Source organism: Leifsonia lichenia (assembly GCF_054780215.1).
Genome location: NZ_BAAGWT010000002.1, coordinates 679,825 through 706,318, shown reverse-complemented (window position 1 = coordinate 706,318; position 26,494 = coordinate 679,825). Strand labels below are relative to the sequence as shown.

At 70.7% G+C, this 26,494-nt stretch carries 23 protein-coding genes; 22 read left to right on the top strand and 1 reads right to left on the bottom strand.

Features of this window, described 5'->3' with window-relative positions:
* Positions 1 to 26: 26 nt before the first annotated feature.
* The 16 genes from ACYVGI_RS07885 (at position 27) to rpe (ending at position 18,931) form a co-directional block, all read left to right on the top strand.
* Positions 27 to 803, top strand: coding sequence for a DsbA family protein (locus ACYVGI_RS07885; RefSeq protein ID WP_460632068.1), 777 nt, complete (start codon positions 27 to 29; stop codon positions 801 to 803).
* A gap of 96 nt (positions 804 to 899) precedes the next feature.
* On the top strand, positions 900 to 1,514 hold the full coding sequence (pyrR, locus tag ACYVGI_RS07880) for a bifunctional pyr operon transcriptional regulator/uracil phosphoribosyltransferase PyrR (protein ID WP_460632067.1): 615 nt from the start codon (positions 900 to 902) through the stop codon (positions 1,512 to 1,514).
* Entirely contained in the window at positions 1,511 to 2,467 is a 957-nt protein-coding gene (locus tag ACYVGI_RS07875; RefSeq protein WP_460632066.1) for an aspartate carbamoyltransferase catalytic subunit, read from the top strand. Before pyrR ends, ACYVGI_RS07875 begins: the two co-directional genes overlap by 4 nt.
* Complete coding sequence (locus tag ACYVGI_RS07870) at positions 2,464 to 3,819, top strand: dihydroorotase (protein ID WP_460632065.1); 1,356 nt, start codon at positions 2,464 to 2,466, stop codon at positions 3,817 to 3,819. The genes ACYVGI_RS07875 and ACYVGI_RS07870 overlap by 4 nt, the downstream gene beginning before the upstream one ends.
* Positions 3,812 to 4,354 (top strand): PH-like domain-containing protein, encoded by a 543-nt coding sequence (locus ACYVGI_RS07865; RefSeq protein ID WP_460632064.1) that lies wholly within the window; start codon positions 3,812 to 3,814, stop codon positions 4,352 to 4,354. Before ACYVGI_RS07870 ends, ACYVGI_RS07865 begins: the two co-directional genes overlap by 8 nt.
* Before the next feature lies 1 nt (position 4,355).
* The gene (gene carA / locus ACYVGI_RS07860; protein ID WP_460632063.1) at positions 4,356 to 5,519 is read left to right on the top strand and encodes a glutamine-hydrolyzing carbamoyl-phosphate synthase small subunit; all 1,164 of its coding nucleotides are present in this window, start codon (positions 4,356 to 4,358) and stop codon (positions 5,517 to 5,519) included.
* Positions 5,519 to 8,806, top strand: a complete 3,288-nt coding sequence (carB, locus tag ACYVGI_RS07855; RefSeq protein WP_460632062.1) for a carbamoyl-phosphate synthase large subunit — start codon at positions 5,519 to 5,521, stop codon at positions 8,804 to 8,806. The genes carA and carB overlap by 1 nt, the downstream gene beginning before the upstream one ends.
* Positions 8,803 to 9,660, top strand: a complete 858-nt coding sequence (pyrF, locus tag ACYVGI_RS07850; protein WP_460632061.1) for an orotidine-5'-phosphate decarboxylase — start codon at positions 8,803 to 8,805, stop codon at positions 9,658 to 9,660. Before carB ends, pyrF begins: the two co-directional genes overlap by 4 nt.
* Complete coding sequence (gene gmk / locus ACYVGI_RS07845) at positions 9,653 to 10,648, top strand: guanylate kinase (RefSeq protein WP_460632060.1); 996 nt, start codon at positions 9,653 to 9,655, stop codon at positions 10,646 to 10,648. Before pyrF ends, gmk begins: the two co-directional genes overlap by 8 nt.
* 80 nt (positions 10,649 to 10,728) lie before the next feature.
* Positions 10,729 to 10,986 (top strand): DNA-directed RNA polymerase subunit omega, encoded by a 258-nt coding sequence (gene rpoZ / locus ACYVGI_RS07840; RefSeq protein WP_055894129.1) that lies wholly within the window; start codon positions 10,729 to 10,731, stop codon positions 10,984 to 10,986.
* 71 nt (positions 10,987 to 11,057) lie between these two features.
* Positions 11,058 to 12,419: a bifunctional phosphopantothenoylcysteine decarboxylase/phosphopantothenate synthase gene (locus ACYVGI_RS07835; protein WP_460632420.1), complete on the top strand. Its 1,362-nt coding sequence runs from the start codon at positions 11,058 to 11,060 to the stop codon at positions 12,417 to 12,419.
* Between the two features lie 48 nt (positions 12,420 to 12,467).
* Positions 12,468 to 13,661 carry a methionine adenosyltransferase gene (gene metK / locus ACYVGI_RS07830; protein WP_460632059.1) on the top strand — a complete coding sequence of 398 codons (1,194 nt, stop codon included), beginning with the start codon at positions 12,468 to 12,470 and terminating at the stop codon, positions 13,659 to 13,661.
* Positions 13,662 to 13,663: 2 nt separating this feature from the next.
* Complete coding sequence (locus tag ACYVGI_RS07825; RefSeq protein WP_460632058.1) at positions 13,664 to 15,730, top strand: primosomal protein N' family DNA-binding protein; 2,067 nt, start codon at positions 13,664 to 13,666, stop codon at positions 15,728 to 15,730.
* 149 nt (positions 15,731 to 15,879) lie between these two features.
* Positions 15,880 to 16,797, top strand: a complete 918-nt coding sequence (fmt, locus tag ACYVGI_RS07820; RefSeq protein WP_460632057.1) for a methionyl-tRNA formyltransferase — start codon at positions 15,880 to 15,882, stop codon at positions 16,795 to 16,797.
* The gene (locus ACYVGI_RS07815) at positions 16,794 to 18,215 is read left to right on the top strand and encodes an RsmB/NOP family class I SAM-dependent RNA methyltransferase (protein WP_460632056.1); all 1,422 of its coding nucleotides are present in this window, start codon (positions 16,794 to 16,796) and stop codon (positions 18,213 to 18,215) included. Before fmt ends, ACYVGI_RS07815 begins: the two co-directional genes overlap by 4 nt.
* A 44-nt stretch (positions 18,216 to 18,259) precedes the next feature.
* Positions 18,260 to 18,931 (top strand): ribulose-phosphate 3-epimerase, encoded by a 672-nt coding sequence (gene rpe / locus ACYVGI_RS07810; protein ID WP_460632055.1) that lies wholly within the window; start codon positions 18,260 to 18,262, stop codon positions 18,929 to 18,931.
* Here rpe and ACYVGI_RS07805 read toward each other — a convergent pair.
* Positions 18,921 to 20,171, bottom strand: a complete 1,251-nt coding sequence (locus ACYVGI_RS07805; protein WP_460632054.1) for an MFS transporter — start codon at positions 20,169 to 20,171, stop codon at positions 18,921 to 18,923. The two genes, rpe and ACYVGI_RS07805, sit on opposite strands and share 11 nt — an antisense overlap.
* Before the next feature lie 205 nt (positions 20,172 to 20,376).
* Between ACYVGI_RS07805 and ACYVGI_RS07800 the strand changes: the two genes are divergently transcribed.
* The 6 genes from ACYVGI_RS07800 to pcaDC are packed head-to-tail and all read left to right on the top strand — an operon-like array spanning position 20,377 to position 26,489.
* Positions 20,377 to 21,192, top strand: a complete 816-nt coding sequence (locus tag ACYVGI_RS07800) for an IclR family transcriptional regulator (protein ID WP_460632053.1) — start codon at positions 20,377 to 20,379, stop codon at positions 21,190 to 21,192.
* Between the two features lie 43 nt (positions 21,193 to 21,235).
* Positions 21,236 to 22,447 (top strand): 4-hydroxybenzoate 3-monooxygenase, encoded by a 1,212-nt coding sequence (locus tag ACYVGI_RS07795; protein ID WP_460632052.1) that lies wholly within the window; start codon positions 21,236 to 21,238, stop codon positions 22,445 to 22,447.
* 25 nt (positions 22,448 to 22,472) lie between these two features.
* Complete coding sequence (pcaH, locus tag ACYVGI_RS07790) at positions 22,473 to 23,270, top strand: protocatechuate 3,4-dioxygenase subunit beta (protein ID WP_460632051.1); 798 nt, start codon at positions 22,473 to 22,475, stop codon at positions 23,268 to 23,270.
* Positions 23,267 to 23,833, top strand: a complete 567-nt coding sequence (gene pcaG / locus ACYVGI_RS07785) for a protocatechuate 3,4-dioxygenase subunit alpha (RefSeq protein ID WP_460632050.1) — start codon at positions 23,267 to 23,269, stop codon at positions 23,831 to 23,833. The genes pcaH and pcaG overlap by 4 nt, the downstream gene beginning before the upstream one ends.
* Positions 23,830 to 25,290, top strand: coding sequence for a lyase family protein (locus ACYVGI_RS07780; protein ID WP_460632049.1), 1,461 nt, complete (start codon positions 23,830 to 23,832; stop codon positions 25,288 to 25,290). The genes pcaG and ACYVGI_RS07780 overlap by 4 nt, the downstream gene beginning before the upstream one ends.
* Positions 25,287 to 26,489 carry a bifunctional 3-oxoadipate enol-lactonase/4-carboxymuconolactone decarboxylase PcaDC gene (gene pcaDC, locus ACYVGI_RS07775; RefSeq protein ID WP_460632048.1) on the top strand — a complete coding sequence of 401 codons (1,203 nt, stop codon included), beginning with the start codon at positions 25,287 to 25,289 and terminating at the stop codon, positions 26,487 to 26,489. The genes ACYVGI_RS07780 and pcaDC overlap by 4 nt, the downstream gene beginning before the upstream one ends.
* Positions 26,490 to 26,494 lie beyond the last annotated feature (5 nt).

Sequence of the window (26,494 nt, the reverse complement as noted above, 5' to 3'; positions counted from 1 at the left end):
CGCAACCACCGAGGAAACACCACCACATGCGCAGCACCCCCACCGTTCGACACCCAGGCACGAGGCGACAGGGCCCGGAACGACCAGGACTGCGACGCTCCGGGATGCGCACCCTCGGCGCGGCCATCATCGCGCTCGCCCTCGTGGCGGGCACGGCGGCCTGCTCCCTCGTCGGCGGGAATTCGCCGGTGCCGGTCGCCTCCGCGAAGGCTCCGACGGGCACGGACGGCGCCGTCAACTTCGACGGCGGATACATCCAGGCAGGGACGGGGTCGAAGCACGTCGACATCTGGTTCGACCCGATGTGCCCGATCTGCGGCGAGTTCGAGAAGACCAACGGCGAGACGCTGGCGAAGGCCGTCTCGGACGGCACGATCACGCTTCGGCTGCACCCGCTGACCTTCCTCGACCGCGCATCCAACGGCACCGGATATTCGACACGCGCCTCCGCCGCGCTCACCTGCGTCGCGGTGAAGGAGCCGAACGGTGCGCTGGACTATTACACGGCGCTGTTCGCCAACCAGCCGGAGGAGAACTCCAACGGGCTGACCGACGACGAGCTGGCGAAGCTCGCGACAGACAGCGGGCTGACCGACATCACCGGCTGCCTCGGTCGCAGCGGGCCATACCAGGCGTGGGCGCAGGCGAACACCGCGCACTCCCAGACCGGTCCCATCGTGGTCGACGACAAGAAGGTGCTCGACACGATCCAGGGCACGCCGACCGTGCTCGTGAACGGCACGCAGTTCCCCGGCAAAGTCACGGACGCCGCTGCGTTCACCTCGTTCCTGGCCAAGAACTGAGCTGCGCGCGCCGCGGTGCATCCCGCGCTGCTGCTATGCTCGTCCCCGGTAGACATCCTTTAACAGCCGTCCAGTGAGGCGGGGAAGGAGGTCGGCATGACAGTGCGAACAGTGCTGCAACACGCTGACATCACCCGGGCGTTGACTCGGATCTCCCACGAGATCCTGGAGTCCAACCGGGGCACGAACGATCTCATCATCCTGGGAATCCCCACGCGCGGCGTCGTTCTCGCGCGGAGGATCGCGGAGAACATCCAGCGGATCGAGCCGCACGCGGTCGCCTCGACGGCCGACCTCGTCGGCGCGCTCGACGTGACGATGTACCGCGACGACCTCTCCCGCAACCCGACGCGCACACCGGCCCCCACGTCTCTGCCTGGCAGCATCGACGGCAAGACCGTCGTGCTGGTCGACGACGTGCTGTACTCGGGTCGCACCATCCGGGCGGCACTGGATGCGCTGAGCGACCTGGGCAGGCCGCGCGCGGTGCGGCTGGCCGTGCTGGTCGACCGCGGTCACCGCGAGCTGCCGATCAGGGCGGACTTCGTGGGGAAGAACCTGCCATCGGCCGCGTCGGAGCGCATCAACGTGCTGCTGACGGAGATCGACGGGGACGAGGCCGTGACCATCGAGGACGGCCTCGCCGAATCCGACGCCGACGCCGAATCCGACGCCGTTTCCGACGGGCACGGAACGGAGGCCGACGCGTGAGGCACCTCCTCTCCACCCGCACCCTCGGGCGCGACGACGCCATCCGCATCCTGGACGTGGCGGAAGACATGGCCGACGTGCAGGAGCGCGAGGTCAAGAAGCTGCCGACTCTGCGCGGCAAGACCGTCGTGAACCTCTTCTTCGAGGACTCGACCCGCACCCGCATCTCGTTCGAGGCGGCGGCCAAGCGTCTCTCCGCCGACGTGATCAACTTCAGCGCGAAAGGGTCGAGCGTGTCGAAGGGCGAAAGCCTGAAAGACACAGCCCAGACGCTCGCCGCGATGGGCGCGGATGCCGTCGTGGTGCGGCACAGCGCATCCGGAGCGCCGCAGACCCTGGCAACGAGCGGCTGGATCGACGCCGGAATCGTCAACGCGGGCGACGGGATGCACGAGCACCCGACCCAGGCGCTGCTCGACGCGTTCACGATGCGGCGCAGGCTGCACGGCGCCGCATCCCGTGGCCGCGACCTCGACGGCGTGACCGTGACGATCGTCGGCGACATCCTGCACTCTCGGGTGGCGCGCTCGAACGTCTGGCTTCTGGAGACGCTGGGCGCCGACGTGACGCTCATCGCGCCTCCGACACTGCTGCCGGTGGATGCGTCCACCTGGCCGGCGCGGATCGGCTACGACCTCGACGCCGCCATCGACGCGAACCCGGACGTGGTCATGATGCTGCGCATCCAGGCCGAGCGGATGAACGCCGCGTTCTTCCCGAACACCAGGGAGTATGCGCGCCGCTGGGGACTGGACGACGAACGACTGGCCAGGCTCGGCACCGGTAGCATTGTCATGCACCCCGGTCCGATGAATCGGGGTCTGGAGATTTCGGCGGCGGCGGCGGATTCGCCCCGCTCGACGGTCAGGGAACAGGTGGCCAACGGGGTTTCCGTGCGAATGGCCGCTCTGTACCTCCTGCTGTCCGGTGGAGATCGGGAGGACGTAGCGTGAACGAGAAGTATGTGATCGAGGGTGCGACGCTCGCCGATGGGTCGCGCGCCGACCTGCTGGTGGACGGCGCGAGGATCGCGGAGGTCGGCAACGGCCTGTCGGCTGCCGGTGCGACGGTGGTCGACGCAGACGGCCTGATCGCCCTGCCCGGCCTCGTCGACCTGCACACGCACCTGCGGGAGCCTGGCTACGAGCAGAGCGAGACCGTGCTCACCGGCACGCGCGCCGCGGCGGCCGGCGGGTTCACCTCGGTGTTCGCGATGGCGAACACGTCGCCGGTCGCCGACACGGCCGGGGTGGTCGAGCAGGTGCTCAGCCTCGGCGACGCCGCCGGGTACGCGACAGTCCGCCCGATCGGCGCCGTCACCGTCGGTCTCGAGGGCGAGCGGCTGGCCGAGCTCGGCGCGATGGCCGACTCCCGCGCCAGGGTGCGGGTGTTCTCCGATGACGGCAAGTGCGTCTCCGACCCGCTGCTGATGCGCAGGGCGCTCGAATACGTCAAGGCGTTCGACGGCGTGATCGCCCAGCACGCGCAGGAGCCGCGGCTGACCATCGGCGCGCAGATGAACGAGGGCGCGCTGTCCGGCGAGCTCGGGCTCGCCGGCTGGCCTGCGGTGGCCGAGGAGTCGATCATCGCCAGGGATGTGCTCCTGGCCGAACACGTCGGCTCCCGCCTGCACGTCTGCCACGTCTCCACTGCCGGCTCGGTCGATGTGATCCGCTGGGCCAAGGCGCGCGGCATCGACGTGACGGCCGAGGTCACGCCGCACCACCTGATCCTCACCGAGGAGCTGGCCACCGGCTACGACGCGCGCTTCAAGGTGAACCCGCCGCTGCGCCGCGCCGAGGACGTCGAGGCGCTGCGGGCCGGCCTGGCGGACGGCACCATCGACATCGTCGCCACCGACCACGCCCCGCATCCCGTCGAGGCGAAGGACTGCGAGTGGGACGCTGCGGCGTTCGGCATGGTCGGCCTCGAGTCGGCGCTCTCCGTCGTGCACTCCTCGGTCGTGCAGAACGGGATGCTCGACTGGGCGGACGTCGCCCGCGTGCTCTCCGAGACGCCGGCGCGCATCGGACGGCTGGCCGGTCACGGTCAGGCCATCGAGGCGGGGGCGCCCGCGGAGTTCACGCTCTACGACCCGACCGCATCCCGCGCGTTCTCGGCCGGCGACCTCGCAGGCAAGGGCGTCAACTCGCCGTATCTGTCGATGACGCTGCCCGGCCGCGTCGTCGCGACCTTCCACCACGGATACCCGACCGTCCTCGACGGTGTCGTGGCCGCCGCGGACGAAGTCGCCGCTCGAGCCAGAGCATTCGCCGGAAAGCACGAGGAGGCACTGCGTGGATAAGCTCGTCCCCACCCTGGTCGTCGCGGCCGTCCTGGTCGTCGCGCTGCTGCTCATCGTCTGGGGCTGGCGACGACGCGTGCGACGCGACCGACCGGCAGGCGGAGGCTACGCGACCCAGGTGGATGCGCGGGGCCAGGCTCCGTCGCAGCCGATCGCGAGCGCGGAGAGCTTCTACGTCGCCACCACCAAGGGCGGAGAGCACCTGGAGCGCCTGGCGCTTCCCGGCCTCTCCTTCCGCGGCAGGGCGACGGTGAGCGTCGCCGCGGACGGCGTGACCATCGCCGTCACCGGCGAGCAGCCCGTCTACATCCCCGTGTCCGCGATCAGCGGCCTCGGGGCGGCGACCACCGCCATCGACCGCGTCGTCGAGAAGGACGGCCTGCTCCGGCTGTCCTGGACCACCAGCGGTGGTGCGGCGGCGGACAGCTTCTTCCGGGTCGTCGACCCTGCCGACCGTGCGCCTGTCGTCGCCGCGGTCGAATCCATTCTCCCCGCCGGGTCTCAGGCGGGAACCAGCACGGAAAGTGAGGTGTGACGTGGCGCAGCAGAACCCAGCCGTCCTCGTCCTCGAAGACGGAACCCGCTATGTCGGACGCGCGTACGGCGCTGTCGGCCGCACGTTCGGCGAGGCGGTGTTCTCCACCGGCATGACCGGATACCAGGAGACGCTGACCGACCCGAGCTACGCGGGGCAGATCGTCCTGATGACGGCGCCGCACATCGGCAACACGGGCACGAACGACGAGGACATGGAGTCCCGTCAGATCTGGGTCGCCGGATACGTCGTGCGCGAGCCCAGCCGCATCGTGTCGAACTTCCGCGCCCAGCGCAGCCTCGACGACGACCTGGTCGCCCAGGGCGTCGTCGGCATCAGCGGGATCGACACGCGCGCGGTGACCAGGCACATCCGGTCGGCCGGCGCGATGCGCTCCGGCATCTTCTCCGGTGACGATTTCGACCTCACGGACGGCGAGCAGCTCGAACTCGTGCGCTCGACGGCGAAGATGGCGGGCACCAACCTGTCCGCCGAGGTCTCGACGCCGGAGCCGTTCACGGTTCCGGCGGTGGGGGAGAAGGTCGGCTCGGTCGCCGTGCTCGACCTCGGCGTCAAGAAGTCGACGCTCGAGAACCTCGCAGCCCGAGGCCTCGACGTGCACGTGCTGCCGCAGATGGTCACGGCACGGGATGTGCTCGAGCTGCAGCCGTCCGCGCTTTTCTTCTCGAACGGCCCTGGCGACCCTCAGGCGTCGGGCAAGCACGTCGCGCTGCTGCAGGAGGTGCTGAGGGCGGGCATCCCGTACTTCGGGATCTGCTTCGGCAACCAGCTCCTCGGCCGCGCGCTCGGCCTCGGCACGTACAAGCTGCCGTTCGGGCACCGCGGCATCAACCAGCCGGTGCTCGACAAGCGCACGGGCAGGGTCGAGATCACCGCGCAGAACCACGGTTTCGCGGTGGATGCGCCGATCGAGGGCGTCTTCGACTCCCCGGCCGGTTTCGGCAAGGTGGAGGTCAGCCACTTCAGCCTCAACGACAACGTGGTGGAGGGGCTGAACTGCCTCGACCTGAACGCGTTCAGCGTGCAGTACCACCCAGAGGCGGCCGCAGGGCCCCACGACGCCAATTACCTCTTCGACCGCTTCCTCGACATGATCACTGCTCGGGAGAACGGCGCAAACGCACCGCAGGGAGAGTCCGAGTAATGCCGAAGCGCACCGACATCAATTCCGTCCTGGTCATCGGCTCCGGCCCGATCGTGATCGGGCAGGCCTGTGAGTTCGACTACTCCGGCACCCAGGCGTGCCGGGTGCTCCGCGAGGAGGGCGTGCGCGTCATCCTGGTGAACTCGAACCCCGCCACGATCATGACCGACCCCGACTTCGCCGACGCCACCTACGTGGAGCCGATCACCTGGGAGGTCATCGAGACCATCATCGCCAAGGAGAAGCCGGATGCGATCCTGCCGACCCTGGGCGGCCAGACGGCGCTCAACGCGGCCATCCAGTTGCACGAGCACGGCATCCTGGAGAAGTACGGCGTCGAGCTGATCGGCGCCAAGTTCGAGGCGATCCAGAAGGGCGAGGACCGCCAGATCTTCAAGGAGCTCGTGATCGAGGCCGGCGCGGAGGTCGCACGCTCGCACATCGCGCACACGGTCGAGGAGGCCGTCGTGTTCGCAGAGGACCTCGGCTACCCGCTCGTGGTCCGTCCCTCGTTCACGATGGGCGGCCTCGGCTCCGGCTTCGCGTACACCGAGCAGGAGCTGCGCCGCATCGTCGGCGACGGCATCCACCAGAGCCCGACCAGCGAGGTGCTGCTGGAGGAGTCCATCCTGGGCTGGAAGGAGTACGAGCTCGAGCTGATGCGCGACACCGCGGACAACACGGTGGTCGTCTGCTCGATCGAGAACGTGGACCCTGTCGGCGTGCACACCGGTGACTCGATCACGGTCGCACCCGCCCTCACACTGACCGACCGCGAGTACCAGAAGATGCGCGACATCGGCATCGACATCATCCGCGCCGTCGGCGTCGACACCGGCGGCTGCAACATCCAGTTCGCGGTCGACCCGGCGAACGGCCGCATCATCGTCATCGAGATGAACCCGCGCGTCTCCCGCTCGTCGGCTCTCGCGTCGAAGGCGACCGGCTTCCCGATCGCGAAGATCGCGGCGAAGCTCGCCATCGGCTACCGCCTCGACGAGATCCCGAACGACATCACGAAGGTCACCCCGGCGAGCTTCGAGCCGACGCTCGACTACGTGGTCGTCAAGGTGCCGCGGTTCGCGTTCGAGAAGTTCCCCGCCGCCGACCCGACGCTGACCACCACCATGAAGTCGGTCGGCGAGGCGATGGCCATCGGCCGCAGCTTCACGAGTGCTCTGCAGAAGGCGCTCCGCTCGCTGGAGAAGCGCGGATCGTCGTTCCACTGGGGCCAGGAGAACCGCACGGTGGAGGAGCTGCTCACGAGCATCCAGACCCCGACAGACGGCCGCATCGTGGACGTGCAGCAGGCGCTCCGCCTGGGAGCCACGCCGGAGCAGGTCTTCGACGCCACCAAGATCGACCCGTGGTTCGTCGACCAGATCGTCCTCATCAACGAGGTCGCGGAGCAGATCCGCACCGCGGAGACCCTGGACACCGACACACTGCGGGATGCGAAGGACCACGGCTTCTCGGACGCGCAGATCGGTCAGCTCCGCGGCTTCGGCGAGGCCGACGTGCGCGAGATCCGCCACATCCTGGGGGTTCGTCCCGTCTACAAGACGGTCGACACCTGCGCGGGCGAGTTCCCGGCGCTCACTCCGTACCACTACTCCAGCTACGACCTGGAGACCGAGGTGGAGCCGAGCGACCGCCGCAAGGTCGTCATCCTGGGCTCAGGTCCGAACCGCATCGGCCAGGGCGTCGAGTTCGACTACTCCTGCGTGCACGCGTCGTTCGCGCTGAGCGACGCCGGCTTCGAGACCATCATGATCAACTGCAACCCGGAGACGGTCTCGACCGACTACGACACCAGCGACCGGCTCTACTTCGAGCCGCTGACGCTGGAGGATGTGCTGGAGGTCATCCACGCGGAGAGCCAGACCGGCGAACTCGTGGGCGTCGTCGTGCAGCTCGGCGGCCAGACCGCACTCGGGCTGGCGAAGGGCCTGGAGGCTGCCGGTGTTCCGATCCTCGGCACGACGCCGGAGGCGATCGACCTGGCGGAGGAGCGCGGCCTGTTCGCGGAGATCCTGGAGAACGCCGGACTCCTCGCCCCGCGCAACGGCACCGCATTCGACTTCCCCGGCGCCGTGCAGGTGGCGGAGCAGATCGGCTACCCGGTGCTCGTGCGCCCGAGCTACGTGCTCGGCGGCCGCGGTATGGAGATCGTCTACGACAGCCCGTCGCTCGCCGATTACTTCGAGCGCGTGGCAGGTCAGGGCATCGTGGGACCAGCGCATCCGCTGCTGGTCGACCGCTTCCTCGACGACGCGATCGAGATCGACGTCGACGCGCTGTACGACGGCGAGAACCTGTACATCGGCGGCGTGATGGAGCACATCGAGGAGGCGGGCATCCACTCGGGCGACTCGAGCTGCACCCTGCCGCCGATCACGCTCGGCCGCCGCGAGATCGACCGCGTGCGCGACGCGACGCTGAAGATCGGGGAGGGCATCGGCGTGCGCGGCCTGCTGAACGTGCAGTTCGCGATCGGCGCGGGTGTGCTCTACGTGCTCGAAGCGAACCCGCGTGCCTCCCGCACGGTGCCGTTCGTGTCGAAGGCGCTCGGCATCCCGCTCGCCAAGGCCGCGTCGCGCATCATGGTGGGCGCCACGGTCGCCGGGCTGATCGCCGAGGGGCTGCTCCCCGAGCAGGACGGGTCGGTCATCCCGATGGACTCGCCCGTCGCCGTGAAGGAGGCCGTGCTTCCGTTCAAGCGCTTCCGCACCAAGGAGGGCAACGTCGTCGACTCCGTCCTCGGCCCGGAGATGCGCTCCACCGGCGAGGTCATGGGCATCGACAAGGACTTCCCGCGTGCGTTCGCCAAGAGCCAGTCGGCCGCGTACGGCGGAATGCCGCTCGGCGGCACCGCCTTCGTCTCCGTCTCCGACCGCGACAAGCGCTCGATCGTGCTCCCCGTGCTGCGGCTGCGCGAGCTCGGTTTCGAGATCCTCGCGACCGAGGGAACGGCCGAGGTGCTCAACCGCAACGGCATCGCCGCCCGCGTCGTCCGCAAGTTCAGCGAGACCGAGAACGTGGATGAGCCGTCCATCGTCGACCTCATCAACCGCAACGAGGTGGATGTGGTCATCAACACTCCGAGCGGCCGGTCGGCCCGCGCGGACGGCTACGAGATCCGCGCTGCGGCGGTGGCGGGGGACAAGCCCCTGTTCACCACCATCGCGGAGCTCAGCGCCGCCGTCGCGTCCGTGGACGCGATCCGCGAGGGCTTCGACGTGAAGTCGCTGCAGCAGTACGCGGTGGAGAGGGCAGCGCGCGCGTGAGCTTCGGTGACCGGCTCGCCGGAGTCTTCGCGGATCGCGGGCGCCTGTGCGTCGGCATCGACCCGCACGCGCACCTGCTGGAGAGCTGGGGCCTTCCGGCCTCGGCCTCCGGCGTGCGCGCCTTCGGCCTCGCCGTCGTCGAGGCGGCGACGGGTCGCGCAGGCATCGTGAAGCCTCAGGTGGCGTTCTTCGAGCGCTACGGCTCCGCGGGGTACGCGGCGCTCGAAGAGGTGATCCAGGCGGCGCGCGCGGCAGGGCTGCTCGTGATCGCCGACGCGAAGCGCGGGGACATCGGCACCAGCGTCACCGCGTACGCCGAGGCGTGGCTCACCCCTGGTGCTCCACTCGAGGCGGACGCGATGACCATCGCGGCGTTCCAGGGCGTCGGCTCGATCGACGACCCGATGCGACGGGCGGAGGCGAACGGCAAGGGCCTGTTCGTGCTCGCGGCCACCTCCAACCCGGAGGCGTCGGCAATCCAGAAGGCGGTCGTGCAGGACGGCGCGCGTGCGGGGAGCACCGTCGCGCGTGCGATCATCGAAGACGTGCAATCGTTCAACCAGGCGCAGACCCCCAGCGCATTCGGATCGGTCGGGCTCGTGCTCGGCGCGACCCTCGACCTTCCGGCCTTCGGCATCGACATCGCTGCGGCGGCCGGCCTCAACGCCGTGCCCGTTCTGGCGCCCGGCTTCGGCCACCAGGGCGCGAAGGTGCACGACGCCGCCCGGCTGTTCGGCTCGTTCGCCGGTGGGGTGATCGTCAGCGAGTCGCGCGGGCTGCTCGGCGCCGGTCCTGCGGGCCTCGCCGATGCCATCGCGCGCCGCACCGAGGAGGTGCGGGCGAGCCATGGCTGAACAGAGCACATCAGGGCACAGCACATCGGGTCAGACCACGACATCGGGGCAGGGCACGACAGAGGGAGGGACAGCATCCCATCGTCCAGCGCCCCCCGAGGTCGACCGTGCGGCGGCGTCGCAGGCCGCGGTCGCCGCACGCCGCGCGCGGGCGGCCGTGAAGGCCGCCATCGCCCGTCAGGAGCTCTCGCCGCTCACCGTGCTCGACCGCGCCACCGCTGAGCCGGACGGCGTCGAGGGCCGGCTGCGGGTCACCGAGTTCCTGCTCAGCGTTCCTGCCATCGGCACCACCAAGATGCAGGATGCGCTGCGCACCCTCGCCATCTCGCCCGCCAAGCGCCTGGGCGGCCTCGGCAGGCACCAGCGCCTGCGCCTGCGCGACTACCTGATCGACAGGGAGGCGAAGGCCGGCCGGTTGAAGAACCACCTCGTGGTGCTTGCCGGGCCCACCGCGGTCGGCAAGGGAACGGTGTCCACCTACATCCGGGAGAACTACCCGGATGTGCTGCTCTCCGTCTCCGCGACGACGCGCGCTCCCCGTCCTGGCGAGGTCGACGGCGTCAACTACTACTTCGTCGACGACGCCGAGTTCGACCGCATGATCGCGGAGGGCGAACTGCTCGAATACGCGACGGTGCACAACGCGTACCGTTACGGCACCCCGCGCAAGCCGATCGAGCGTGCGCTCGAAGACGGCAAGAGCGTCCTCCTCGAGATCGACCTGCAGGGCGCCCGCAGTGTGCGCGCCGCGATGCCGGAGGCCCGGCTGATCTTCCTGCTCCCTCCCACCTGGGAGGAGCTGGTCCGCAGGCTCATCGGCCGCGGCACCGAGGAACCGGCGGAGCAGCAGCGCAGACTCGAGACGGCGAAGGTCGAATTGGCCGCTCAGGACGAGTTCGACCACCGGGTCGTGAACACCGACGTGGCCGATGCGGCGCGCGAGGTCGTAGACTTGATGAAGATCCGCGCGGCGCCGTCGCGCCCGTAGACCGTTTTCGTCGCGTCCTTTCGACGCCGTCGCCGCCTGCGACCACCATCGATCGACAACCTGCAAGGAGCACTACACGCATGGCACTCAGCAACAAGGGCATCATCGACCCGCCCATCGACGACGTTCTCGCCAAGGTCGAGTCCAAGTACGCTCTGGTCATCTTCGCCTCCAAGCGCGCCCGCCAGATCAACGACTACTACGCCGACCTCCACGAGGGCAGCCTGTTCGACAACGTCGGCCCGCTCGTCGACTCGTCGGTCGACGACAAGCCGCTGTCCGTCGCACTGCACGAGATCAACGAGGACAAGCTCACCATCAAGCCGATCGTCGAGTAACGACAGCGTCAGCGCCCGGCCCTGCCCATCGCGGCCGGGTCGCTGAAGGGGAGGGTGCCGTGAGCGCACGATTGACCATCGTCGTCGGAGTAACCGGCGGCATCGCCGCGTACAAGGCCGTCGGCGTCATCCGTTCTCTGGTGCTCGAAGGGCACTCGGTGCACGTGGTCGCCACCGAGGCGGCCCTGCGCTTCGTCGGACGTCCGACGCTGGAGGCGATCAGCCGCAATCCGGTCGCGACCGACCTTTACGAGGGCGTCGCCGAGGTGCGGCACGTGGCCATCGGCCAGTCCGCCGACCTGATCGTCATCGCCCCCGCGACGGCGAACACCATCGCCAAACTCGCGGCCGGTCTCGCCGACGATCTGCTCGGCAACACCGTGCTCGCCAGCACGGCGCCGCTCGTCATCGCCCCGGCGATGCACACCGAGATGTGGCGCAACCCGGCGACCGTCGCGAACATCGCCACGCTGCGCTCGCGCGGCGTGACCGTCGTCGGCCCGGCGAGCGGACAGCTCACCGGAGCGGACTCCGGACCCGGCCGCATGGAGGAGCCCGCCGTGATCGTGCGGGAGGCGCTGGCAGCCGTCGGCGCGCATCCCGAGCGTGCGGCAGCAGTGGATGAGTCGGCCGTGGATGCGGCTGCAGCGCCAGTGCAGGACGCCCCGGCGACCCCAGCATCCGGTGCATCCGGCGGATCCGGTCCATCCGGCGCCGACATCGTCGTGCTCTCGGAGCGCCGCAGGGCCAACGAGGCCGCCAGGCGCCCGCGCGGCGGCGACGACCTGGCCGGCAAACGCGTCGTCGTCACGGCGGGAGGGACCAGGGAGCCGCTCGACCCTGTGCGCTTCCTCGGCAACCGGTCGAGCGGACGCCAGGGCGTCGCCATCGCGAGCGCTGCGCAGGCGCGCGGCGCGCAGGTGGTGCTGATCGCTGCGCACCTCGAGGTGGAGCCGCCGGAGGGCGTCGAGCTGATCGAGGTGCAGACGGCTCTCGAACTGCAGGAGGCCGTCACAGAGGCCGCCCGCGCGGCTGACGTCATCGTGATGACCGCCGCCGTGGCCGACTACCGTCCCGCCGAGGTGCGCGACTCCAAGATCAAGAAGTCGGCGGAGGGCGACACGCTCACCCTCGAACTGGTCGCCAACCCCGACATCCTCGCCGGCCTGTCGTCCGCCAAGCGCGACGGGCAGGTCGTCGTCGGCTTCGCAGCGGAGACCGAGCCGGACCCGTCCGCCCTGATCGAGCTCGGCCGTGGCAAGCTCGCGTCGAAGGGCAGCGACTTCCTGGTGATCAACCAGGTGGGCTGGTCGCAGGGTTTCGCAACGGACAGCAATGAAGTCGTGGTGCTCCGTCGGGGCGGGGATATAGTGATGGAGGCCTCGGGGAGCAAGCTGTCGGTGGCCGATCGTATTCTCGACGTCATCGCCTGACGAGCCTCGGACACCGTCCGAGCAGCCACTATCCGACTAGGGAGAACAATGGCAGATCTGCGCCTCTTCACGTCCGAATCGGTCACGGAAGGCCACCCGGACAAGATCTGTGACCAGATCTCCGACAGCATCCTGGATGCGCTCCTCACGGTCGACCCGCACAGCCGCGTCGCCGTCGAGACCCTGGTGACCACGGGCCTGGTGCACGTGGCCGGTGAGGTCACCACGAAGGGATACGTCGAGATCCCGGCGCTCGTGCGGGCCAAGCTCGTCGAGATCGGCTACGACTCGTCCGACGTGAGCTTCGACGGAACGCAGTGCGGTGTGTCCGTGTCGATCGGCGCGCAGTCGCCCGACATCGCCCAGGGCGTCGACGACGCGCTGGAGACCCGCGCGGAGCAGAGCGTGGACGACCTCGACCGTCAGGGCGCTGGCGACCAGGGCATCATGTTCGGCTACGCGACCACCGAGACGCCGCAGTACATGCCGCTGCCGATCTGGCTCGCGCACCGGCTCTCGGAGCGTCTGGCGGCCGTGCGCAAGGACGGCACGCTCGACTACCTGCGGCCGGACGGCAAGACGCAGGTGACCATCGGCTACGAGGGCATCGTGCCGAAGTCGGTGCAGACCGTCGTGCTCTCCACCCAGCACGCGCCGAGCGTGACGAACGAGCGGCTGCAGGCCGAGGTGATCGAGGAGATCATCGCCCCCGTGCTGCACGAGGCCGGGCTCGAGTCCGCCCACGTCCGCACCCTCATCAACCCGACCGGGCGGTTCGAGATCGGCGGGCCGAAGGGCGACGCCGGGCTCACCGGGCGCAAGATCATCGTCGACACCTACGGCGGCGCCAGCCGTCACGGCGGGGGCGCGTTCTCCGGCAAGGACCCGTCGAAGGTGGACCGCTCCGCAGCGTACGCGATGCGCTGGGTGGCGAAGAACGCCGTCGCAGCAGGGTTCGCCGACCGCCTCGAGGTGCAGATCGCGTACGCGATCGGCAAGGCGGCGCCTGTCGGCCTGTACGTCGAGACGTTCGGCACGGGCAGGGTGCCGGAGGAGCGCATCATCGAGGCGATCCGCGAGGTCTTCGACCTGCGTCCGGCCGCGATCATCCGCGACCTGGACCTGCTGCGTCCGATCTACGCGCAGACCGCGACGTACGGCCACTTCGGCCGTGAGCTGCCCGACTTCACCTGGGAGCGTCTGGACCGCGTCGACGACCTCCGGTCGGCCGCAGGACTCTGACGATGGCGGCGGCCGGCCGGGTCGCCCGCATCGTGATCGACTCGGCGCTACCCCAGCTCGATCACCTGTTCGACTACGGGGTGCCTGACGCGCTCGACGCCGACGTGCATCCTGGTGTGCGGGTCAAGGTGCCGCTGCGCACCGGCGCACGGATGGTGTCCGGGTATGTGGTCGAGGTGCTTCCGCGCGATCAGATCGACTTCGAGGGCGAGCTGACGCCGATCGACCAGGTGGTGTCCACGGCACGCGTGCTGACCCCCGCGGTGTGGGCGCTGGCGCGGAAGCTCGCCGACCGGAGCGCTGGGACGGCCAACGACATCCTGCGCTTCGCCGTGCCGCCGCGGTCGGTGCGGGTGGAGAAGGCGTGGCTGGCGGCACAGGAAGCGGGCCACGACGCGGCGCGGGAGGCGGGCCACGACGCGGCACAGGAAGCGCAGGCATCCGCGTCCGCGTCCGCGTCCCCGTCGGCGTCGGCGCGCCCGCACGCCGCGCCCATCGGCGGCTACGGAGACGGCGTGCTCGAAGCGGCGATCGCCGCGGGGGAGCGCATCGCGCTGCGCACGATGCCGGGCGTGGTGCGTACTCCGGAGGGCGAGTGGGTCGGCCAGTGGGCCGTGTCGCTCGCGGGCGCCGCCGTGGCCTGCTGGGCGTCGGGGAGGACGGCCATCATCGCCGTGCCCGACTATCGCGACCTCGATCAGCTCGCCGCGACCCTGGTCGCGCTCGCCCCGGCCGACGCGGTCGTGCGGGTCGACGGCAGGCAGACCGACTCCGAGCGCTACAAGGCGTTCCTCGGTGCGCTGTCCGGCCCGCGCATCGTGATCGGCAGTCAGTCGGCGGTGTACGCGCCGGCCGACGACCTCGGGCTGCTCGTCGTCTGGAACGACGGAGACCCGCTGCACGCGGCCAGGCAGGCGCCGTACATCAACACCAGGGATGCGGCGCTCGTGCGTCAGGAGCAGCAGGGCGGCGCGCTCGTGCTGGCCGGGCGCATCCGGAGCGTCGAGGCGCAGCGGCTGGTCGAGCTGGGATGGCTGCGCGCCGTCGACCCGGATCGCGCTGTCTGGCCGAAGGTGATCCTGAGCGCCAACCAGACGGCCGAGGAGCCGGTGGCGAGGGCGGCGCGCATCCCGTCGGTGGCGTGGAAGACGGCGCGTGCCGCGCTGGACGGCGACGAGAAGACGCCGGCAGGTCCCGTGCTGATCCAGGTGGCGCGGCCGGGGTATGCGCCGCAGATCGCCTGCGCGAAGTGCGGTCAGGCCGCGCGCTGCAACCGTTGCACCGGTCCGCTCGGGCAGCGCAGGGCCGGGAGCGTCCCGTCGTGCGGCTGGTGCGGGGCGCTCGCGACGAACTGGCACTGCGACCACTGCGAGCACGACCGGTTCCGCCTCGTCACGCTGGGCTCCGGCCGCACGGCGGAGGAGCTGGGCCGCGCGTTCCCCGGTGTGCGGGTGATCGTGGCGGATGGCGAGCATCCCGTGCAGTCGGTTCCGGATGCGCGCGCCATCGTCGTTGCGACGCGCGGCGCGGAGCCGATCGCCGCCGGCGGGTACCGCGCCGTGCTGCTGCTCGACGGAGAGCGGATGCTCGCGCGCGAGAACCTGGGCGTTTCGGAGGACTGCCTGCGCTGGTGGACCAACGCGGCCGGGCTCGCGGCTCCCGGAGCGCCGACCGTGCTCGTCGGCGTCTCGGGCGGCCTCGCCCGCGACTTCGCAACCGGCCGCGTCGCCGAGTTCGCTCACGCCGAGCTGGCCGACCGTCGCGCACTGCATTTCCCTCCCGCCGTGCGGCTCGCCTCGATCGCCGGTGCACCGGACGTGGTGGAGGCGGCGGTCGCGGCCGTCGACCCCGCCATGCTGATCGACGTGCTCGGCCCGGCAACGGTGGACGATGCGACAGTGCGCGCGATCCTCCGCTTCGAGTACGCGAAGGGTCAGGAGGTCGCGACCGCCGTGCGCGGCGCGATCGTGCGGAACGCCAGCAAGCGGCGCAGGGCACCGGCCGGGAAGACCGGGTTCCGCCCCGCGCCGACGCTCCGTGTGCAGTTCGACGACCCGGACATCATCTGACCAGCAGTCGGGTCGTCCGACCACGGAAGGGGCGGAACCGCGGCCGGTAGGATCGACGGTGGCCGCGGAGCACGCGACCGCCACTGCCGACCGAAAGAACCTGTCATGCCGCGAGTGCCGTCCACGCCCACCAGCCAGGAGATCGCGGGATGAGGCTGGTCTTCGCCGGCACGCCGGCGGTCGCCGTTCCCGCGCTGCGGCTCCTGGCGGAGCGGCACGAGGTGGTGGCCGTGCTCACTCGTCGCGACGCCGAGCTGGGGAGGAAGCGCGTGCTCACGCCGTCGCCGGTCGCGGCGGCCGCCGAGGAGCTGGGCATCGAGACGATCAAGGCGAACAGGCTCGACGAGCACGTCACCGAGCGCATCCGGGCACTGGCGCCCGAGCTCGGAGTGATCGTCGCGTACGGCGGCCTGGTGCGCGAGCCGCTGCTGTCGACGCCGCGGCTCGGCTGGGTCAACCTGCACTTCTCCCTGCTGCCGGCCTGGCGCGGTGCTGCGCCCGTGCAGCACGCGGTGATCGCGGGCGATGAGGTGACCGGCGCCGCAGTGTTCCAGCTCGTGCCAGAGCTCGACGCCGGTGCAGTGTTCTCGGAGCTGACCAGGCCGATCGGTGCGGACGAGACCGCTGGCGATGTGCTGGATGCGCTCTCGCTGTCCGGCGCAGAGCTGCTGGGCGACACCGTGGATGCGCTGGCAGCAGGCACGGCCGTCGCCGTCGAGCAGACCGGTGCCGTCACCCTCGCTCCCAAGCTGTCTCTGGCGGACGCTCACCTCGACTTCGGCCAGCCGGCCGACGCTGTGTACGCCCGTCTGCGCGGAGTGACCCCGGAGCCCGGCGCGTTCGCCATGCTCGGCGACGACAGGTTCAAGCTCATCGCCGCCCGCCTCGCCCCGGATGCGGACGACGCGCCGCCGGGAGCCGTCGCCCTGCAGGGCAAGCGGGTCGTGGTGGGGACGGGAACGCATCCACTTGAGCTGGTGACGGTGCAGCCGGCGGGGAAGAAGGCGATGGCCGCCGCCGACTGGTGGCGCGGCCTCGCGGCGGGAAGCGAGTTGGTGCTGCGATGAACGACAGGACGCCGAGTAACAGGGACAGAAACAGGGACAGAAACAGGGACAGGAACCAGGGCGGTCACGTGCAGCCCGCGCGCCGCGTCGCCTACGACGTGATCGCCGCCGTCCGCGACTCCGACGCGTACGCCAACCTGTTGCTGCCCACCAGGATCGCCCGTGCAGGGCTCAATCCGGGGGATGCCGGCCTCGCCACCGAGCTGACGTACGGCACGCTCCGGATGCAGGGATACTACGACCTGGTGATCGCCAGGGCAGCAGGGCGGCCCGTCGACCGCATCGACCCGCCGATCCTGGACGTGCTCCGCCTCGGCGCGCACCAGTTGCTCTCGACCAGGGTCGCGCCGCACGCGGCCGTCAACGAGTCGGTGGCGCTGGCGCGCTCGGTCGGCTCGCGCTCCGCGACCGGCTTCGCCAACGGCGTGCTGCGCGAGATCGGCCGTCACAGCCCGGAGGAGTGGCGGCAGCGCATCCTGGCCGATGCGAAGGGTGTTGACCAGGAACTGTCGGCGCTGACGTCGCATCCCGTGTGGATCGTGCGTGCGTTCCGGCGCGCGCTGGAGGCCGAGGGCAGGGAGGCGGAGCTCGCCGACCTGCTGAACGCCGACAACGCCGCGCCGCGCGTCAATCTCGTGGCGCTTCCCGGGCTGGCCGAGCTGCCCGATGACGCGACCGAGGACCGGTTCTCTCCCGTGGGCTTCACCGCGGGCGGCGGAGACCCGCAGGCGCGCGTGGAGGGCGCGGACGGCAGGCTGCGCGTGCAGGACGAGGGCTCGCAGCTCGCGGCGCTCGCCCTCAGCAGGGCGCGTCCGATCGTGCAGGGCGAGCAGTGGCTCGACCTGTGCGCTGGGCCGGGAGGCAAGGCGGCGCTGCTGGCCGCCGAGGCACGCCTCGGCGGGGCGACGCTGACCGCGAACGAGGTGGTCCCCGCCCGTGCCGAGCTCGTGCGCAGGGCGCTGGCTGCGGTCCCGGAGCCCGTGGAGGTGTGGGAGCTGGACGGCACGACCATCGGCGAGACGCATCCGGAACGCTTCGACCGCATCCTGCTGGATGCGCCGTGCACCGGCCTCGGCGCACTGCGTCGCCGTCCGGAGGCGCGCTGGCGCAAGACGCCGCGCGACGTCGCCGAGCTGACCGGGTTGCAGGCGCGCCTGCTCGACGCGGCCATCGCCGCGGTGAAGCCGGGCGGCGTGATCGCGTACGTCACCTGCTCGCCGCACATCGCGGAGACGCGGGGGATCGTCAGTGCGGCTCTGGACGCCCACGACGACATCGCGGCGGTCGACACGCCCGGCGTGCTCCAGGCGTTCGCGTCCGAACGGCTCGACCTCGCCGGCGACGGTATGGCCGCGCAGCTCTGGCCGCACCGGCACGGCACGGACGCGATGTTCGTCGCGCTGCTCGAGAAGCGCTGATCGGCGTGACGGTCGGCCGCGTGCCGACTTTGTAGGCTGGAGGTATGCCACCCCGGATCAACCCCAGCATCCTCGCCGCCGACTTCGTCAACCTCGAACGCGACCTCGGCCGCATTGCGACAGCCGACCTCGTGCACGTGGACGTGATGGACAACCATTTCGTGCCGAACCTGACGTTCGGTCCGCAGATGGTGGGGCGCATCCAGGACGTGTCGGCCATCCCGCTCGACGTGCACCTGATGATCGACGACCCCGACCGCTGGGCACCGGGATACGCGGAGCTCGGCGCGTACTCCGTCACGTTCCACGCGGAGGCGGCGGCCGATCCGGTGCGGCTCGCCAGGCGGCTCCGCGCGATCGGCGCCCGCGCCGGCATCGCCCTCAAGCCGGGGACGCCGGTGGACGACTACCTCGACCTGCTTCCCGAGTTCGACCAGGTGCTCGTGATGACCGTGGAGCCCGGCTTCGGCGGCCAGTCGTTCATGGCGGAGACCATGCCGAAGCTCGCGCGCCTGCGCTCCGCCGTCGACGCCAGCGGTGCGGACGTGTGGCTGCAGGTCGACGGCGGTATCACGGAGGAGACGATCGTGATCGCGGCCGAGAACGGCGCTGACACCTTCGTGGCGGGCTCCAGTGTGTTCCGCGCGGAGAACACCGAGCGGCAGATCGCGCTGCTCCGCGACACCGCCGCCGCGCACATCCACGTCAGCCGCTGACCACCTGGCTCTGCGCCCGGTCGGGCTCGCGGCGGCGGATCACGGCCGGAACGGTCGCGATGCTCAGCACCGAGACGAGCGCGGCGGCGGCGAACACGTAGAACCCGCCGGGGTATGCGATGCCCCAGGTGACCAGCGCTCCGGTGATGGCCGGTCCCGCGATGGCGCCGATGCGGCCGATGCCCGCAGCGAAACCGAGGGCCGTGCCGCGCACCTCCGCGGGGTAGAGCTGGCTGACCAGTGCGTAGACGAGCACCTGGGCGGAGAACACGAAGACGCCGGTGACGAAGATCGCGGCGTACAGCAGCACGACTTCTTCCATCCGGATGCTCAGCATGGCGAGGAAGATCGCTGCGAGGAAGAACCAGATCAGGGTGACCCTCTTGATGCCGTTCCGGTCGGCGAGCGTCCCGGCGAGCACGAGCCCGGCGACCGCGCCCAGGTTGAGCACCAGCAGCAGGCCGAGCGAATTGCCGGTGTCGTAGCCGGCGGACAGCATGAGCTGCGGGAGCCAGGTGTTCAGGCCGTAGACCAGCAGCAGGCCCATGAACGACGCCGTCCATATGCTGAGGCTGACGAGCAGGTACGGACGGCGAAGCAGCACGCCGATGCTCCCCGCTGGACGGGCAGCAGGGGGGCCGGAGGGGCCGGCCGCACGCGTGACGACCGATGACTCGGGCAGCGAGAACCACAGCAACGGCAGCACCAGGAGTCCCGCGACGCCGCCGATCAGGAACATGAGCTGCCAGTTCGGCACGATCGCCAGGGCGAGCAGCGCCGTGAGGACCGCGCCGACGTGGTAGCCGGTCATCGTGAGCGTCGTGGAGCGTCCGGTGCGCGCAGCTCCCGCGAACTCGCCGACGGAGGCGAGCACCGTCGGGATGCACGCGCCCAGCCCCAGCCCGGCGAACAGCCGGAGCGCGCCGAAGACGAACACGTTCGGGGAGGCGATCACGGCGATCGTGAACACCGAGAACAGCGCGACGCAGGTGATCAGGGTCGCGCGCCTGCCGTAGCGGTCGGTGAGCGGCCCCACGGCGAGCGCCCCGATCCCGACGCCGACCAGTCCGGCCGTGGCGACGGCGGTCGCGCCTCCTGGCGTGAAGCCGAGTGCTCCCGTGTCGATCAGCGTGGGGATGACTGTGCCGAGGACCACGAGATCGAAGCCGTCGAGCGCGACCACGATCCAGCAGAGGATGATCGGCCAGAAGCGGACGGTGGGCGTCGTCGAGCTCGTCATCGGAGCCTCCTTGCTGTGGTGCGGTGGTGCGGTGGTGCGGCGGTGCGGTGGTGCTGCGGTGCTGCGGTGCGGCGGTGGTGGTGCTGTGGCGCAGATCGTGCTGTCATTGCTGCGACGCCGGACGACAGCCGTGTTCGCACAACGCACGCTCGTGCGCCAACAGAACGCACCGTAGCATGGTCTGAGCGCACAGGGAGGAGACGACGTGGCCAACTCACCGTCCGGCGAGTCGCTGATGACGCGCATCGTGCGCATCCTGAACACACTGGACTCCGGGCAGCCGCCGCTGACGGCCACCGCGATCGCCCGCCTCGCCGATCTGCCCGTCGCGACCGTGCACCGCCTCGTCGCCGAGCTGGGCTCGATCAACTGGGTGGTCAAAGACGAGCAGGGCAGGATCGGTCTGGGCCTCGGCCTGTGGGAGCTCGCTCACCGCGCCCGCTCGCCGTTCACGCACCTGCTCGCCATCGCGCGCCCGACGATGCAGGAGGTGCAGCAGGCCGTCGGCCAGAACACCCAGCTCGGCGTGCTCACCGATGACGGGGACGACGTGCTCTACCTGGAGTGCTACTCGGGCGACGGCTCTGTCGAGAACGCCGCACAGACCGCCACCCGATTGCCCGCATACAGTTCGTCGGCCGGGCACGCCATCGTCGCCTTCGCAGACAGGGCGATGCGGGAGAGCTTCATCGCCGACTGGGAGCCACGCCTGCCGGACCTGCGGCAGCGGCTGGTGAGCGTCCGCACCACCGGGCGCGCAGTCGTGGAGGGCCTGATGCATCCAGACACCGCCGGGGTCTCCGTCCCCGTGCGCGAGCCAGGCCTGCAGGTCGTCGCCGCGCTGAGCGTGGTCGTGCCGCGCGACCCTGGCGTGATCTCGGCGGTCATCGGGCCGCTGACAGCCGGGGCCGAACGCATCAGGGAGGCGCTGCGGGCCGCTGCTCTCAGCGAACGAGCTGCGCTCGCCGACCGTGCCGTTCTCAATGAACGGGAAGGGCGCTCCGCCGCGCAGGCATCCTGACAGACTGACCGCACTCGTCAGAGCCATCAGGAGGAGTGCGGCTATGGCAGCAGCGCGCAAGGAAACGACCAGGGTCGCGATCGTCGGCGGCGGACCGGCCGGTCTGATGCTCTCGCACCTGCTCGCCAGAGACGGGATCGACTCCGTGGTGATCGAGCGCCGCACCAGGGCGGAGATCCGCAGCACAGTCCGCGCGGGCATCCTGGAAGCGGGCAGCGTCCGGATGCTCGTCGACTCTGGCGTCTCCCGTCGCGTGCTCGACCAGGGCGACCGCCACGACGGCATCGAGCTCCGCTTCGACGGGGACGGGCACAGAATCGACTTCCAGGACCTCGCGGGCGAGTCGGTCTGGCTGTATCAGCAGACCGACGTATTCGCCGACCTGGCGGATGCACGCGAGCGCGACGGCGGCGACGTGCGGTTCGCCGTGAGCGACGTGAGCGTGAGCGGAGTGACGGAGGCGCATCCACTGGTCGTCTTCACCGAGAGCGATGGCGGCACCGTCGAGCTGAGCTGCGATGTCGTGATCGGCGCAGACGGCTCGCGCAGCGCCTGCCGCACGCTCATCCCCGACGCACTGCGGCGCAGTTACTTCCGGGAGTACCCGTTCGCCTGGTTCGGCATCCTCGCCGACGCGCCGCGCAGCGCCGACGAACTGGTCTATGCGGCGTCCGACCGCGGGTTCGCGCTGATCAGCCAGCGCAGCGACACCGTGCAGCGCATGTACTTCCAGTGCGACCCGACCGAGGACGCCGCGCTGTGGAGTGACGACCGCATCTGGGATGAGCTGCAGAGCCGCGTCGCGGGAGGCGGGTTCTCCCTGACGGAGGGGCCGATCACCGACCGCGTCGTGCTGCCGTTCCGCAGCTTCGTCTGCGCACCGCTCCGGCACGGCTCTCTGTTCCTCGTGGGCGACGCGGGGCACACCGTCCCGCCGACCGGCGCCAAGGGACTGAACCTGGCCTTCGCCGATGTCGCCGTGCTGCACGAAGCGCTCGTCGACCTCCTGACGGGTGGATGCGCATCCGGTGTCGACGCATACAGCGACCGCGCCCTCTCCCGCGTCTGGAAGAGCCAGCACTTCTCCTACTGGATGACCACCCTCCTGCACGATCAGCCGGGGACGAGCGACTTCGACCGCCACAGGCAGCGCGGAGAGCTCGAATCGATCGTGTCCTCCCGCGCCGGCTCCGCCTTCCTCGCAGAGGGATACACAGGCTGGCAGCACGCTCCGGCCGTGCAGCCGATCCGCTGACCGTCAACACACCGAAGGGACGAGAATGACCACCCCCCAGCCCACGACCTCCGGGCTCCTGCCGCAGGCGGCACTGACCGCCGAGATCGCGGCAGCGCACGCCGCGTACGCGGACGCCCGCGCGGCAGGAGCGCCCGAGGAGACCGCCACCCGGCGCGACTTCCCTCCGTACCGCAGCTCGCTGCTGCGCCACCCGACCAAAGACCTGCGGCACACCGACCCGGAGACCATCGAACGGTGGTCGCCGGCGTTCGGGCACAGGGACGTGCATCCCCTCGAAGCCGACCTCACCATCCAGCACAACGGGGAACCGCTCGGCGAGCGGATGGTCGTGACAGGGAAGGTGCTCGACGGCGACGGCAGGCCGGTGCGCGGCCAGCTCGTGGAGATCTGGCAGGCCAACTCGGCCGGACGATACATCCACAAGCGCGACCAGCACCCCGCACCGCTCGACCCGAACTTCACCGGCGTCGGACGCTGCATCACCGCGGACGACGGCACATACCGGTTCACCACGATCAAGCCGGGCCCGTACCCGTGGAAGAACCACCACAACGCCTGGCGGCCTGCGCACATCCACTTCTCGCTGTTCGGCACGGACTTCACGCAGCGGATGATCACGCAGATGTACTTCCCAGGCGACCCGCTGTTCGCTCTCGACCCGATCTACCAGTCGATCGTCGACCAGGACGCCCGCGACAGGCTCGTCGCCCGCTACGACCACGAGGTCACCACGCACGAGTGGGCGACCGGCTACACCTGGGACATCGTGCTCAGCGGGTCGGGGCGCACCTGGATGGAACCAGAAGGAGACGACGAATGAGCGCCATCACCCCCACGCCGGGGCAGACGGTCGGGCCGTTCTACGGCTACGCCCTCCCGTTCCCCGGCGACTCCGTCCTCGCCGTCCAGGGGGCGCCCGGCACCATCCGCCTCCACGGCACCGTGCGCGACGGGGAGGGGACGCCGGTGCAGGACGCTCTCCTCGAACTCTGGCAAGCAGACGAGAACGGGGACATCGTCCGCCAGACCGGCTCGCTCAAGCGCGACGGTCACACCTTCACGGGATGGGGGCGAGCGGCAACAGACGACGACGGCCGCTACACGTTCAGCACCCGCGTGCCAGGGCCGACCGAGGACGGGGCACCCGCCTTCTTCGCCGTGCTGGTCTTCGCCCGCGGGCTCCTCGACAAACTGCACACCCGCGCATACCTCCCGGACGACGAGGCGGCGCTCGCCGCAGACCCGTTCCTCTCCTCGCTGCCGGAGGACAGGAGACGAACCCTGATCGCCGAGCGCGAACCGGACGGTTCGCTGCGGTTCGACCTCCGGCTGCAGGGGGACGCGGAGACGGTCTTCCTCGACTTCGGCGGCGTCGGCCGGTGACCCGCCCACCCCGGAGCGACGGGGACGTCGGAATCCTCGATCCGGCACAGGCCGCATCCACGGGGGCGGCGCTCTGCTCGGACAGAGCCGTCGTGCAGGCCATGCTCTACGTCGAACTCGCCTGGGCGCACGTCCTGGTCGAGAACGGCGTCGGCGACGCTGCGTGGCTGCCCGCCATCGACGACGCCTGCGACGTCGAGCGCTACGATCTGTCCGCCATTGCACGGGATGCGGTCGGCGGCGGCAACGCGCTCATCCCGCTGCTGGCGAGGCTCAGGGCCACGACGGCGGAGCGCTCGCCGGAGGCCGCCGCATTCCTGCATCTCGGGGCGACCAGTCAGGACATCGTGGACACCGCGCTGCTGCTGGTGGCCACGAGCACCATCGAAGCGACCATTGCGGCGCTCGACAGGGCGGGGAGCGCCCTGGTCGCGCTGATCGGCGAGCACCGGTCGACCCTGGGTGTCGCGCGCACGCTGGCCCAGCACTCGCTGCCGTCCACCTTCGCGCTCAAGGCGGCGCACTGGCTCGCCGGGATCACCGCGGCGCAGCGTCAGCTCGGTGCGCTGCTGCCGACGCTGCCGCTGCAGTGGGGCGGCGCAGCGGGCACGCTCGCCTCGCTCTCCGCCGTGCGCCGAGCGGACGGCCGACCGGTCGACGCGCTCGCGCTGGCGGATGCGCTGGCTGCGCGCCTCGGACTCGCAGCTCCGGTCGCACCCTGGCAGACGAACAGGTGGCCCGTGCTGCGCAGCGGGGCCGCCGCCGCAGAGGCGGTCGCCGCGTGCGCCGTGATCGGCGCGGACGTCGCCATGCTCAGCCGCCCGGAGTTCGGGGAGCTGTCCGAACCGCGTGCGGCCGGACGCGGGGTGTCCTCGGCGATGCCGCAGAAGCAGAACCCGGTGCTCTCCGTGCTGCTGAAGCGCGAGGGTCTGCGTGCGCCGTCCGACCTCGGCGCGCTCACCGCCGCGATCACAGCCACGGTCGACGAGCGCTCGGACGGCGGTTGGCACGCGGAATGGACGCCGCTGCGCTCACTGCTGCGCTCGGCGGTGGTCTCCGCGGAACTCGCGGCCGAGCTGGTCGCCGGACTGGGTGTGCATCCCGGGCGGATGCGGCAGAACCTCGACGAAGCCGGCCCGGCGCTGCTGAGCGAGCGCATCGTCGCTGTGCTCGGCCGGTCGCTCGCTGGCCAGGGTGACCACGACGGGCCCCGCGACGTGCGGGAAGCGCTCGCGGCGGCGCGGGATGCGGTCGCCGCCGACTCCGGCGCTCTCGGAAACGCGTTGCGAGACGCCATCGGCGGCGACCGGCTCGAGGCGGCGTTGCGCGGGGCGGGCACGACCCTGGACGACCTGCTCGATCCAGCAGGCTACCTCGGCAGAGCGGACGACCTCTGCGACCGCATCCTGGCGGACAGGGAATCGTCGGACACCAGAGAGAACGGGAAGACCGCATGACCGTCCCCACCATCGTCCTCACCGCCCTCGCCGGGCAGCCGGGGGATGCGGCGACGCCGACCCTCCTGCTCGGCCCGTCGCTCGGCACCTCGGTCAGTGCGGTCTGGGCGCCGGCTGTTCCGCACCTCGCCGAGCGCTACCGGCTGATCGGCTGGGACCTCCCAGGACACGGCCGCAGCCCTCGCCCCGACGCGCCGTTCACGCTGGACGAGCTCGCCGCAGGCGTCCTCGTCGCGGTCGCTGCCGCACGCGCCGCGGGCGACCTCGGTCACGGCGGCCTGTTCGCAGCCGGTGTGTCGCTCGGCGGCATCACGTCGCTGCGCATGGCGCTCGATGCTCCCGAGGTCCTCTCCGGCGTCGCGCTGGTGTGCTCCGGCGCGCGGATCGGCGACCCTGCCGCCTGGCGGGCACGGGCGGAGACCGTGCGGACCCAGGGCACGCCGACCATGCTCGTCGGCTCGGCGGAGCGCTGGTTCGCCCCCGGCTTCCTGGAGCGGGAGCCCGAGGTGTCCAGCCGTCTGCTGCACTCGCTGGCCGACGCGGACAAGGACGGCTACGCGGCCTGCTGCGAAGCGCTGGCGGAGGCCGACCTGCGCGGCGAGCTGTCGCGCATCCACGTGCCGGTGGTCGCCATCGCCGGCGAACACGACGGGGTGGTGACCGGAGAGGACGCCTGGGTGGTCGCCAGCGGCGTGCGCACCGGGACCGCCGAGTGGGTGCCGGGGGCAGGGCACCTCGCCTCCGCGGAGCGGCCGGAGCGGGTGGCGGAGATCCTGAGCAGGCACTTCTCGCGGGTCGCCGTCTACGACAGTTACAGCGCAGGGATGCGCGTGCGGCGCGAGGTGCTCGGAGCGGAGCACGTGGAGCGGGCGACGGCGCGAAGCGCCGGTGCGGTCGACCAGGACTTCCAGGAGTTCATCACCCGATACGCCTGGGGTTCGATCTGGACGAGGCCGGGGCTTCCGCGCACCACGCGCAGCGCCATCACGCTCACGGCGCTGATCGGGGGCGGTCACTGGGAGGAGTTCGAGATGCATGTGCACGCCGCGCTGCGCAACGGACTGACGGCCGAGGAGATCCGCGAAGTGATCATGCAGAGCGCGATCTACTGCGGCGTGCCCGCCGCCAATCACGCCTTCGCCATCGCCCGCGATCTTCTGGCAAGCCAGGGCGCTTCTGGCGAGCGGACTCCGGGCTAAACTGT